Raw genomic sequence first — 12,738 nt, forward strand, 5'->3', positions numbered from 1 at the left:
CCTTCGGGTGTCCCTCTATGTCCAAAAAGCATGGACGATAATAATGAAAGGAGCAACATGAGACGGATATTTTTTAATGTGCTGATGATAATTCTGGCATTTACCATTCAAAACTGCATTTTTCCGTTGATGCCGTTTTTATCGGCATCTCCCAACCTGCTCCTGATCCTCACCTTTTCCTTTGGTTTCATGCATGGAAAAGAGGCCGGGATGTATTACGGGCTTTTGGCCGGGCTTCTCATGGATTTATTTTACAGCGGGCCTTTTGGTTTTTACACCTTGATTTTCATCTATGTGGGCTATGTCAACGGAATCTGCACCAAATACTATTATGAAGATTACATTACACTGCCTTTAATTCTGAGCGTACTGAACGAATTGGCTTATAACCTGTATATTTATGTTTTCAGGTTCCTGATCCGCCAGAAAATTCGAGTCGGATATTATTTCATTAATCTGATGCTGCCTGAAATCATTTTTACCGTCGTAACGACCTTGCTTCTTTATCGGGTATTCCTGATTTTGAACCGGCACTTGGAAGAGATAGGAAAAAGAGGTGATTCGGCAATTGTTTAGTGATTTATTAGACATCATAAAGGAAACTTTTAAAAAAGCAGTATCTTCACGGCTTTTTATACTTGGAATCATCTGTTTTTTTATGTACGCAGGGTTAATAAATAAACTTTTCAACATGCAGATCGTCAACGGCGAAGAAGCTCTTAACGAATATTTACAGCTTACGGAACAGACCATTACAACTGCAGGAACAAGAGGCAATATCTATGACCGGACCGGCAAAGTCTTGGCTTATAACAAGCTGGCCTATTCTGTTACCGTACAGGATACAGGAGTTTATAAGAATGCTGCCGCCAGAAACAACATGTACTTAAGATTGGTACAGATCCTGGAAAAACATGGGGAAACCATACAGGGAAAATTTGAAATCGCCATTGATCCCAACGGTGATATGGTTTATACTTCTTCCTCCGAATCTGCCAGAAAGCGCTTTCTGCGGGACTATTACGGTCTGAAGAAAGTGGAAGACTTAGATGATGAAAAAGGCTCCTATCCCTCAAATTTAAGCGCACGCGAGCTGTTTGAGTGGGCCTGCAAGGACAGTGGACTCACAGATATGAAAGATCAGGATGGAAAGGCTGTTACCCTGACAGACCAGGAAGCACTGGACATTATCAACATCAAATATGCCCTTCGCCTCATGTCCTACCGTAAATATGAAGCCACTACAGTCGCCAGCCAGGTATCCGATGAAACCGTGGCGGATATTCTGGAACACATTGGGGAAATGCAGGGAGTGAATGTGGAGGAGACCACCATCCGCGCTTACAATGACAGCATTCCTTTTGCTCCAGTCATCGGCTACACCGGAAAGGTCCCGGAGGACCAATTGGAAGGCCTTCAGAAGAAGAAAGACGATTACGATATCAATGACACCGTAGGGCGGGCCGGTATTGAATATACCATGGAGCATGAGCTTCAAGGCACAAAAGGGAAGAAAACGATTTATAAGGACAGCGTAGGCCGGATACGGGAAACAAAGGATGAAACCGACGCTTCCGCTGGAAATGATGTGTTTTTAACTCTGGATGCCGATCTTCAGAAAGGCATTTACCACTTAATTGAACAGTCTTTGGCAGGCGTTCTCATTAAGACCATTGTAAACGGTGATTATCAGGCAGGAAGTACCACCGACGGTTCCAATATGAAGATCCCGGTCAAGGATGCTTATTATCAGCTTATCAACAACAATGTTCTTTCCCTGAAAGAAATGGAGGGAGAGGACGCCTCTGAAACTGAAAAAAACATATATCGGAAATATATGTCTTCCCAACAGCAGATTTTTACTAACTTAAACAATGAGCTGATGAGCACTCATGCCACAGCCATGAAGGATCTTTCGGAAGATATGAAAGCCTATATGTTTTATATATATACCTACCTTTCCGGCCCTACGGTGGGAATCATCAAGGAGGACGCCATTGATACCTCCAGCGGGGAATATCAGGCATGGAAAGCAGATGAGATCAGCTTAAGGGACTATTTGTATTATGGAATAGCCAATGGCTGGGTAGACACAACCAAACTGGAAACCGGCTCCAAATATTCTAGCGCAGACGACACATTTAAAGCTCTTATAGACTATGTGCTGGACAAGTTAAAGGATGACCGGAACTTTACGAAAAGGATATACCGGTATCTGATCAACGATGACATCATCACAGGACAGGAGCTATGCCTTGCTTTATACGACCAGGGAGTTTTAACAGACAATGGTCAGGATGCTGCAGAGCTTAGAGCTACCGGTGATGCCTACGCCTTTCTGATCAGGAAACTGTCCACCTTGGAAATTACGCCTGCCCAGCTGGCGTTATCTCCCTGTAATGCAGGTGTGGTGGTCACAAACGATAAAACGGGGGAGGTGCTTGCTTTGGTTTCTTATCCGGGATATGACAACAACCGGATCGGCGACGGCACTTATTTCAGTCAGCTGCAGGCGGATTTGTCTCTGCCGCTATACAATAATGCCACCCAGACGAGAAAAGCACCTGGTTCCACCTTTAAACCAATTACTGCGGTGGCCGCTCTGGAAGAGCATGCCGTTACAACAGATGAAACCATTAACTGTACAGGTATTTACACGGATGTAGAACCGCCCATTAAGTGCTGGATCTATTCCGGCCAGCATGGTCCTTTAAATATTGTAGGCGGAATCGAAAATTCCTGTAACTTTTTCTTTGCTGATCTGGGACACCGTTTGTCAATGGATGCCAGCGGAGTATATTCTCCTGACTTAGGACTTGACGTCTTACGGAAATATGCGTCCATGTTCGGACTGGATCACAAGTCCGGAGTGGAGATCGCAGAGCTTGACCCTCAGATTTCCAAAGAAGCACCGGAGCGTTCCGCCATGGGACAGGGAAGCCACGCTTATACAAACGTGCAGCTTTCCAGATATGTGTCTGCCATTGCAAACAAGGGAACCGTGTTTGAACTCAGCTTATTGGATAAGACAACGGATTCTGAAGGCAATCTGATACAAGATTATACCCCTAAGATTTCTTCTCATATTGACGCGGCGGCTTCAACGTGGGATACTGTACAACAGGGAATGAGAGAAGTGATTACAAATGGTTCAAGTAAAAGGCTGTTTTCAGATCTTGAAGTGGAGATCGCCGGCAAGACCGGTACCGCTCAGGAAGCCCGCAACAAACCCAATCACGCATTCTTTATTTCCTATGCGCCATATGACAATCCGGAAATCTGTGTTACCGTGAATATTCCGTATGGCTATTCATCATCCAACGCCGCCAATATTGCGAAGAATGTCTATAAGTATTATTACGGCTACACGGACTTAGAATCCATTATAAATGCCGGCGCCCTGGATGCAGCGAAGGTCAACATTCGCGATTAACTAGGATAAGAGGTGATATGATGCATAATACCGTAGTAATTAAAAGCAACAGAGCAGGTATGACTGTCATCCTGGACCCAGATATCCCCTTCCCTCAGCTTCTTTCTGATATTGGGAAAAAATTCGGGGATCATGCAAAATTCTGGGGATCCGTACAAATGACCCTGACCCTGGAGGGCCGGGAACTGACTTCCGAAGAAGAATTCGCAATCATCAACCAGATCACGGAAAATTCCAATGTGGAGATCATCTGCCTGGTTGATACGGATATAAACCGCATGGAGCGCTGTGAAAAAGCACTGAACGAGAAACTGATGGAATTGTCCTGCCAGACAGGCCAGTTCTTCAAAGGTAATCTACAAAGCGGAGAGACTTTGGAATCCGAAGCCAGCATTGTCATCATTGGTGATGTGTGCAAGGGATCAAAGGTTTTGGCAAAAGGCAACGTAATCGTTCTCGGAAAGCTTTCCGGAACGGTATGTGCAGGTGTGGCAGGCAACCGGGGGGCGCTTATCACAGCTCTTGATATGGCTCCCATTCAACTGCGTATCGCAGATTGTACCTCAGGTCTTGACGGAAGAGGCAAGCGCCTGGGACGGGGTCCTATGAAGGCTTATATGGAAAATAACAAAGTCATAATTAAACCAATGAAAAAAAGTGTGGAAATATTCCAAAAATTAAGGTAAAATAGAATATGGTATAAAAATCAGGAGGATATGATATGAGCGAAATCATCGTAATCACTTCTGGAAAAGGCGGGGTAGGCAAGACAACAACTTCTGCCAATGTTGGTACCGGACTGGCAATCCTGGGTAAGAAAGTAGTTCTGATTGATACAGATATCGGACTTCGGAACCTGGATGTCGTTATGGGTCTGGAAAACCGCATTGTCTACAATTTAGTGGACGTGGTGGAGGGGAACTGCCGTATGAAGCAGGCCCTGATAAAAGACAAAAGATACCCAAACTTATTTTTACTTCCCTCGGCACAAACCAGGGACAAGACAGCTGTCACCCCCGGACAAATGGTGAAGCTGGTTGATGATTTAAGAGAAGAGTTTGATTATATCCTGCTGGATTGTCCTGCAGGTATCGAACAAGGCTTTCAAAACGCCATTGCAGGCGCTGACAGAGCCATTGTCGTGACAACCCCGGAGGTGTCCGCAATCCGGGATGCAGACCGGATCATCGGTCTTTTGGAAGCTGCTGACATGGGGACCATTGAACTCATCGTAAACCGCATTCGGGCGGATATGGTGAAAAGGGGAGACATGATGTCTCTTGACGACGTCATGGACATCCTTGCCGTTGATATTATCGGCGCTGTGCCGGATGACGAGGACATCGTCATTTCCTCAAACCAGGGAGAACCTCTTGTTGGTATGGGAACCCCGGCTGGACAGGCTTATATGGATATCTGCAGGCGGATTACCGGGGAAAATATCCCCCTTCATAATCCGGCAGTGCGTGAAGGCCTGTTCTTTAAGCTCTCGCACCTCCTAAAAAGAGCATAGGAGGGTGTGGTATGAGCCTGCTTCCTGTATTCCGCAAGAAGAATTCAGGAGAAATTGCAAGAAATCGTCTGAAACTTTTGCTGGTTGCGGACAAGGCTGATTGTTCTCCTGAGATCATGCAGATGATAAAAGACGATATGGTCCGTGTTGTTTCAAGATACATGGATATAGATTCCGACAGAATAGAGATACAGATGAAAAAGCTGAAACAGCCGGATTGCGAACGCTTTACACCGGTGCTTTATGCAAACATCCCTATTCGCGATGTACCTGAAAAGGGGATATACTAATTATGTTTTCTGACTACAATTTTAAATACTATAATTACCGGTTAGTTTTGTACATGCTGTCGCTGTCCGTTATTGGAATTCTTGTGGTGGCCAGCGCCTCCAACCAGGATTCTGCTACAGTGACAAAACAGATTATCGGCGTGATGGTGGGATTTGCCCTTGCTATCGGGCTTTCCATCATAGACTATCATAAACTCATAAAGCTTTATGCTCTGGATTATGCAGTCTGCATCCTTTTGCTGGGTGCTGTTCTTGTTATGGGACATACGGCCGGAGGGGCTACCAGGTGGATCAACATTCCCGGTATCGGACGGATACAGCCGTCTGAGTTCGTAAAAATTGGATTAATCGTGTTCTTTTCCTGGTATTGGAGCAAATACCAGGAAAGGCTGAACACGCCGGTGATGATAGGCTTGGCCGCCTTGTTTGCGGCCATTCCCATCGGCCTTATTTTTGCGGAACCCAACTTATCCACCAGCCTTGTGGTGTCCATCATTATTCTGTGCATGGTATTTTCCGCAGGAATCAGCTACCGGTGGATCGGCGGCGTCCTTGCCGTAGCAATACCGGCAGGAGCGCTTTTCATATTTCTGCTGACTAAGGGTCTGATCCCTTTTATCCACGACTATCAGGCACGGCGTATCCTTGCATGGATTTATCCTCATGCAGAGCAGTATGCCGAAAATCTGTACCAGCAAAAAAATTCAATTATGGCAATCAGTTCCGGACAGCTTCAAGGGAAAGGACTTTTTAATACAACCATTGCATCGGTGAAAGATGGAAATTTCTTATCAGCCGGAGAAACCGACTTTATTTTTGCCATTATAGGCGAAGAGATGGGATTTCGAGGCAGCGTTATCGTCATTGTTCTTATTGGTTTGGTTGTATTTGAATGTCTTTATTTGGCATCCAAATCCAAGGATATGTCAGGAAAACTGATTTGTACCGGCATGGCAGCCTTAATCGGCTTTCAGGCCTTTGCCAATATCGCCGTGGCAACACAAATATTTCCCAATACAGGCCTTCCGCTCCCCTTTATCAGCTCGGGAGTCAGTTCGCTCATCAGCATTTTTATGGGTATGGGATTGGTACTGAATGTTGGGCTTCAACGCAAAATCGGTAATTAATAAGGAGGTATATCGTCATGAATATAGGACTAGTTGCACATGATTCAAAGAAAAAACTTATGCAGAATTTCTGCATTGCCTACAGGGGAATTTTAAGTAAACACATGTTATATGCTACAGGAACTACCGGACGTCTGATTGAAGAGGTAACAAACTTAAATGTTCACAAGTATCTGGCAGGACATCTGGGCGGTGAGCAGCAGTTAGGGTCCCAGATTGAACACAATGAGATCGATCTGGTCATCTTTTTAAGAGATCCCCTCACACCAAAGTCTCATGAACCGGATATCGTAAACATTATGAGTACCTGTGATATGCACAACATTCCTCTTGCAACCAATCTGGCCACCGCAGAGCTTTTGATCAAGTCTCTGGATCGCGGTGACTTGGAATGGCGTGAGATGTATAAATAACAGAGGTAGATTCCGTGAAGAAAAGAGTTTTTGTAAAATCAGGCTGCATTGCCTTATGTAGTGTATTTCTCACAGGCTGCGCCGGTTTAAAGAGCCTTGAAAATCCTTATGTGTTTTCAGAAAGGACCGCTCTTTATCAGTCCAGTGCAGTGTCAGGCAAATCGGAGCCCTTTGCCCATGATCTCTGCATCGTGGCAGAGGATACTTCCGGCCAGGATAATGCGGTCACTGCCGAAGCTGCCGCTGTCTTTGATCTGACAGATAAAAAGGTCCTGTTTGCAAAGAATCCTTTTGAGCGGCTGTATCCTGCAAGCATCACAAAGACCATGACAGCTCTTATTGCTTTGAAGTACGGAAACTTAACCGATGAGGTCACGGTAACCGGAGATGCCGTCATTACGGAAGCCGGTGCCAGCTTATGCGGAATAAGGCCGGGGGATAAGCTCACCATGGAACAGCTATTATATGGTCTCATGCTTCCTTCAGGAAATGATGCAGGAGCTGCCATTGCAACCCATATGGCCGGTGGAATTGATCAGTTTTCTCAAATGATGAATGATGAAGCGAAGAGGATCGGGGCCACTGGCACTCATTTCCTCAACCCTCACGGGCTGAACGATGAAAATCACTATACTACGGCTTATGACCTGTACTTAATCTTCAACGAAGCTTTAAAGTATCCCGAATTTCGCAAGATCATCGATACAACAGAATATGCTGCCACCTATCAGGATGGAGCAGGAAACCCGGTAAATGCCACCTGGAAAGGTACCAACTGGTATATGACAGGAGAGCGGAAGATGCCGGAGGGCCTTACCGTCCTGGGAGGAAAAACAGGTACAACAAAAGCGGCCGGAAGCTGTCTGATCATGGGAAGCTCGGATTCCGCTGATCGGGAATATGTTACCGTAGTTTTAAAAGCGCCCAACCATGCAGGCCTCTACGATAATATGACAAATATATTGAATAAAATTGTAGAATAGTCATTGCCTTTCTTATTGATTTGTACTATAATTATATTAATCCGAATAGACTTTTTATACAAATTATATAACGCAAGGAGGAGATTGCTATGGTGCAGATAATAGCAGGAAAAAAGGGTAAGGGGAAGACAAAACATCTGTTAGACAGAGCTAATTCCATTGTAAAAGAATCAAAGGGTTCTATTGCGTACCTGGACAAAAGTTCCAAGCATATGTACGAATTAAGCAACAAGATCCGTCTCATTAATGTCAATGAGTATCCGATTACATCCAGCGAAGGATTTATAGGTTTTATCTGTGGTATCATATCCCAGGATCATGATTTGGAAATGATGTTTTTTGACAGCTTTTTAAAGCTGGCCTGCTTAGAAGGGGAAGACATTTCTGAGACCATTGCAACTTTGGAAAAAATCGGTGAAAAGTATCACGTAACCTTTGTTCTCAGCGTTTCCATGGATGCAGAGAATATGCCTGAGAATGCCAAGGCCAATGTGGTTGTTTCATTATAATCATACATGAAAGAAAAGGGGGCTGCACGGCAGTCTCCTTTGTTTTGCTTGAATTTTTTGGGTTTTCCTTTTATAATACTAGAAAGGAATGCCCTGGGTATACCTTTATGCCCAAAGAGCATGGGCAGAAATAGGGAAACACCCTACGGGTATACCTTTATGCCCAGAGAGCATGGGCAGGAATAGGGAAAGGAGGCGCCAGGTTGGTAAAACAGAAGGTACTGCAGCCATTAAAACGGGCTGCCCACCCAAAGAAGAATAAAAAGATCATCCGGTACCGGCGGCCTCTGAATATTAATGTTGGCATGATCATCTTTGCGTTGATCTTTGTTTATATGGTATTCAGTGTTACTGCCTATATCCGAAGAGATAAAGTACAGTTTTATGAAGTACAGGAAGGCAGTATCGTTAATAACAAGAACTACACGGGAATCATCCTCCGGCAGGAAGAAGTGAAGAATGCAGACCGTTCCGGCTATGTGAATTACTATGTAAGGGAAGGAAAACGGGCTTCCAACGGCACCCGGGTTTATTCCATTGACGAGACAGGAAATCTCACCTCTTTTCTTGCAGAAAATTCAGAGGAAAAGGTTACACTGACTCCGGAGAATCTTTCTGAACTGAAAAAGCAGCTGACCGCATTCAGCCTTACTTATGATAATAACCAGTTCCATTCCGTCTATGATACGAAATACGCCCTGGAAGCCGAAGTCATGGAATACATGAATTTTAATGCTCTGGATAACCTTGGAGACCGGATGGATCAGGCGGGCATTAATTTTGAACAGGTAAAAGCGGACAAGGCGGGCATTGTCTCCTATGGAGTGGATTCCTATGAAGGACTTCAGCCAAATGCGATCTCAGAGACTGCATTTGACCGCAGCACCTATACAAAGACCATTACAAAATCCGGAAAACTGATAGAAAAGGGCGCTCCTGTCTATAAAATCATCTCTTCCGATTTGTGGTCCATTGTGTTTCCAATGACAGAAGAAGACGCCAAATCCTACGGAGACAAAACAAGTCTTACCATAGAATTTTCCGGGCGGGGGTTAAGGGCATCCGGAAGCTTTTCCGTGTTGACCGGAACCGATGGAAAAACCTTTGGAAAACTGGATTTTGATAAGTACATGGTTCAATTTGCATCTGACCGGTATGTTGACTTTGAAATAGTTTCCGACCGGGTGGATGGATTAAAGATTCCTGTTACGGCCGTTACGAAAAAAGATTTTTATCTGGTCCCCATGGAATATGTTACCCAGGGCGGCGACAGCCAGTCCACCGGTTTTAACAAGGAGATCTATTCCCAATCAGGGACTTCTGTTGTCTTTGTCCCTACGGAGATTTATTATTCCGAAGGAAACAATTATTATATTGAAATGGGAGCAGAAGATGGCTTTAAGTCTGGAGATTATATTGTAAAGCCTAATTCCACGGAACGGTATCAGATCGGGACAAGCGCTTCCCTTCAGGGAGTATATAACATAAACAAAGGGTATGCTGTCTTTAAGCAGATTGATGTACTGGCTTCCAATGATGAATACTACACAGTGAAAAAGAACATGACCTATGGGCTGGCAGTATACGATCACATCGTCTTGAATGCAGAGTCTGTCAGTGAAGGGGAACTAATTTATAAATAAATAAGAGGTGATTGGTTTGGTAAAGGAAAATCTGGAAGAAGTGAACAGCCGGATTTTGGCTGCCTGTAAGAGAGCTGGAAGAAATCCGGAAGAAGTAACCTTAATAGCGGTAAGCAAGACAAAGCCGGCTTCCATGGTATCAGAGGCTTACTCTGCCGGATGCCGGGATTTTGGAGAAAATAAAGTGCAGGAGCTGTGTGAAAAACACCTTGCCCTTCCGGAGGATATCCGGTGGCACATGATCGGTCATTTGCAGCGGAATAAAGTGAAACAAGTCATTGATAAAGCCGTGCTGATCCACAGCGTGGATTCCATCCGCCTGGCAGAGCAGATTGAAGAGGATGCGGCCAGAAAGGATTTGGTTGCGGATATTCTTCTGGAAGTGAATGTGGCAGAAGAGGAAAGCAAATTTGGATTTAAACTGGAGGAGACGGAAAGCGCCATTCGCCAAATCGCCAGGCTTCCCCATGTAAGGATAAAAGGTCTTATGACTATTGCACCTTTTGTAGAAAATTCTGAAGAAAATCGCCCAGTTTTTAAAAAATTAAGACAATTTTATGTTGACATGCAAAGCAAAAACATTGATAATGTTAATATGAATACGCTCTCAATGGGTATGACCGGAGACTATGAAGTCGCCATAGAAGAAGGTGCTACTCTGGTAAGAGTCGGTACCGGAATTTTCGGTACAAGATATTATGGGAAGTAAAAAGCACTTCCCATAATCGGATGGACGGGGCAAAGAACGCCTCTTTTATCCTTACTTGCTTTGCAAGTTCGGATAAGCTGTATTATATGAACACTTAATGAGTGGGAGAGAAGCGGAGCAGATTCTGCTGTGCAGATCAGACATGAATTTAGTGAGATTATATGTCTGGGCACTGGAAAGTTATTTTCCGGCTTAGGGCCATGGCATAAGATTGGAGAGAATGAAGTATGAGCATTTTAGGCAAACTGATGGATAGCATGCGCTTAAATGATACAGAAGATGACGATTACTATTTAGATGATGATTACGAAGATGAAAACGATAAACCTGCGAAAAGGACCCTTTTTTCAAAAAAGAGTGAAGAGGATTACTACGAGGATGAAGAAGAGTATGAGCAAAAGCCTCGTTTTCTGTCCCGTTCTCCAAAGGTAGTGCCTATGAAGCAGAGCCGTACGATGGAAGTATCCATGGTAAAACCGACCTCCATTGAAGATGCAAAGGAAATTTGCGATTATATGCTGGCCGGAAAGGCTGTTGTCCTAAATATGGAGGGCATTCATACGGAAGTCGCCCAGAGAATCATCGACTTTACCTCAGGCGCCACTTACTCCATGAATGGTAATTTGCAGAAGATATCAAATTACATATTCATAGCAACGCCGGAATCCGTTGAGCTCTCCGGTGATTTTCAGGACCTGTTAAATAATGGAAGCCTGGACATGGGCGGGATGAATTTACGCCTTTAACAGATTTCTGTAAAAAAGACATCATACATTTCTTTGAATGGTACAAGCAGACGATTTTCCACATTACCCCCTTCCTCAAATCGTTGCAGCATTGCAATGGAGGGAGCGGGACGGAAGATTGTTTGCTTTCTTCCATGATATAGGGATATAAAATAATACAGCGGATGAACGCCCTTGGGACATGCTTATAAGTTAAATAAAACATGGACAAAAAAGAGGAACGTCCTGCGGGCATGCCTGGCTGTCCAAAAACATGGACAAGAAAGAGGAGAATATCATGGGATATAGAATTCCGGTACACATGAACGGTACCTTAATTTATGAGATTGTCATGGAAACTGGGTTTAACGGGTTGAAGGAAGAACTGAAAAAGTTAAACTTGGAAGACCGCAAGGTCTGTATTGTCACGGATTCCAATGTTGCCCCTCTCTACCTTGAGGAGGTAGAAACCATTGTTTCTGACTGCTGTAAAAAAACAGAACACTTTATTTTCCCTGCCGGAGAAGAGAACAAAAATCTGGATACAGTCAGGAACTTATATGAAACCCTTATTTTAAAGCAGTTTGACCGCCATGATTATCTGCTGGCCTTAGGCGGGGGCGTTGTAGGGGATTTATGCGGTTATGGAGCAGCCACCTATCTGCGGGGAATATCCTTCATCCAGGTGCCTACCACCCTGCTGTCCCAGGTGGATTCCAGCATCGGCGGGAAAACCGGCGTTGATTTTGACTCCTACAAAAATATGGTAGGAGCCTTTCACATGCCAAAGCTGGTTTATTCCAATATTGCATCCTTAAAAACTCTTTCAGAAGAACAGTTTTCTTCAGGAATGGGAGAGGTCGTCAAGCATGGGTTGATTAAAGACGCATTATATTACGAATGGCTTATGGAACACGCCCTTAAGATCCGGAACAGGGATTTAACTGTATTAAGTGAAATGGTGCTTGCAAGCAACCGGATCAAGCGTGATGTGGTAGAAAAAGACCCCACCGAACAGGGAGAACGGGCTCTTTTAAATCTGGGACATACCCTTGGCCATGCCATAGAAAAGCTTTCTGACTTCCGGCTGCTGCATGGCCATTGCGTAGGCCTTGGCTGCATCGCTGCCATGGCAATTTCCATAAAAAGAGGAATGATCCGGGAAGAAGAGCTTCCAAGACTGTTAACAGTAATGGAGGAATTTGGCATGCCTGTTACAGTGGGCGGACTTTCCCCGGAAAATATTGTTCTCACTACAAGAAGCGATAAAAAAATGGATTCCGGTTCCATCCGGTTTATTCTGTTAGAGCAGATCGGAAAAGCCTGCGTCCACAAGACCGTCACCGAAGCTGAAATGACAGAAGGGCTTCGCCATATCTTAGCTTAAGGAGAT

Annotated in this window: 13 protein-coding genes; all 13 read left to right on the plus strand. The window is 44.5% G+C overall.

Annotated elements, in window-relative coordinates; genetic code table 11:
• Positions 1–57 precede the first annotated feature (57 nt).
• The 13 genes from mreD to aroB all read left to right on the plus strand — a co-directional run bounded on the left by mreD (position 58) and on the right by aroB (position 12,732).
• Entirely contained in the window at positions 58–576 is a 519-nt protein-coding gene (mreD, locus tag K401_RS0124410) for a rod shape-determining protein MreD (RefSeq protein ID WP_024295407.1), read from the plus strand.
• Positions 569–3,433 (plus strand): penicillin-binding transpeptidase domain-containing protein, encoded by a 2,865-nt coding sequence (locus tag K401_RS0124415; protein WP_024295408.1) that lies wholly within the window; start codon positions 569–571, stop codon positions 3,431–3,433. The genes mreD and K401_RS0124415 overlap by 8 nt, the downstream gene beginning before the upstream one ends.
• A gap of 20 nt (positions 3,434–3,453) precedes the next feature.
• A complete protein-coding gene (locus tag K401_RS0124420; protein ID WP_024295409.1) occupies positions 3,454–4,119 on the plus strand; it encodes a septum site-determining protein MinC in 666 nt (221 codons plus the stop codon).
• A 35-nt stretch (positions 4,120–4,154) separates the two neighbouring features.
• A complete protein-coding gene (gene minD / locus K401_RS0124425; RefSeq protein WP_024295410.1) occupies positions 4,155–4,946 on the plus strand; it encodes a septum site-determining protein MinD in 792 nt (263 codons plus the stop codon).
• An 11-nt stretch (positions 4,947–4,957) separates the two neighbouring features.
• Positions 4,958–5,236, plus strand: a complete 279-nt coding sequence (gene minE, locus K401_RS0124430; RefSeq protein ID WP_024295411.1) for a cell division topological specificity factor MinE — start codon at positions 4,958–4,960, stop codon at positions 5,234–5,236.
• A gap of 2 nt (positions 5,237–5,238) precedes the next feature.
• Entirely contained in the window at positions 5,239–6,363 is a 1,125-nt protein-coding gene (locus tag K401_RS0124435; protein WP_024295412.1) for an FtsW/RodA/SpoVE family cell cycle protein, read from the plus strand.
• 17 nt (positions 6,364–6,380) lie between these two features.
• Positions 6,381–6,776: a methylglyoxal synthase gene (gene mgsA / locus K401_RS0124440; RefSeq protein WP_013272704.1), complete on the plus strand. Its 396-nt coding sequence runs from the start codon at positions 6,381–6,383 to the stop codon at positions 6,774–6,776.
• Between the two features lie 14 nt (positions 6,777–6,790).
• The gene (locus K401_RS0124445; protein WP_024295413.1) at positions 6,791–7,759 is read left to right on the plus strand and encodes a D-alanyl-D-alanine carboxypeptidase family protein; all 969 of its coding nucleotides are present in this window, start codon (positions 6,791–6,793) and stop codon (positions 7,757–7,759) included.
• Positions 7,760–7,848: 89 nt separating this feature from the next.
• The gene (locus K401_RS0124450; RefSeq protein ID WP_024295414.1) at positions 7,849–8,268 is read left to right on the plus strand and encodes a hypothetical protein; all 420 of its coding nucleotides are present in this window, start codon (positions 7,849–7,851) and stop codon (positions 8,266–8,268) included.
• Positions 8,269–8,471: 203 nt separating this feature from the next.
• The gene (locus K401_RS0124455; protein WP_024295415.1) at positions 8,472–9,911 is read left to right on the plus strand and encodes a biotin/lipoyl attachment domain-containing protein; all 1,440 of its coding nucleotides are present in this window, start codon (positions 8,472–8,474) and stop codon (positions 9,909–9,911) included.
• Between the two features lie 16 nt (positions 9,912–9,927).
• A complete protein-coding gene (locus tag K401_RS0124460; RefSeq protein WP_024295416.1) occupies positions 9,928–10,620 on the plus strand; it encodes a YggS family pyridoxal phosphate-dependent enzyme in 693 nt (230 codons plus the stop codon).
• A 227-nt stretch (positions 10,621–10,847) separates the two neighbouring features.
• Positions 10,848–11,366 (plus strand): cell division protein SepF, encoded by a 519-nt coding sequence (locus tag K401_RS0124465; protein WP_024295417.1) that lies wholly within the window; start codon positions 10,848–10,850, stop codon positions 11,364–11,366.
• A gap of 277 nt (positions 11,367–11,643) precedes the next feature.
• A complete protein-coding gene (gene aroB, locus K401_RS0124470) occupies positions 11,644–12,732 on the plus strand; it encodes a 3-dehydroquinate synthase (protein ID WP_024295418.1) in 1,089 nt (362 codons plus the stop codon).
• Positions 12,733–12,738: the final 6 nt, after the last annotated feature.

This window comes from Lacrimispora indolis DSM 755, from assembly GCF_000526995.1.
Taxonomy (GTDB): Bacteria; Bacillota; Clostridia; order Lachnospirales; family Lachnospiraceae; genus Lacrimispora; species Lacrimispora indolis.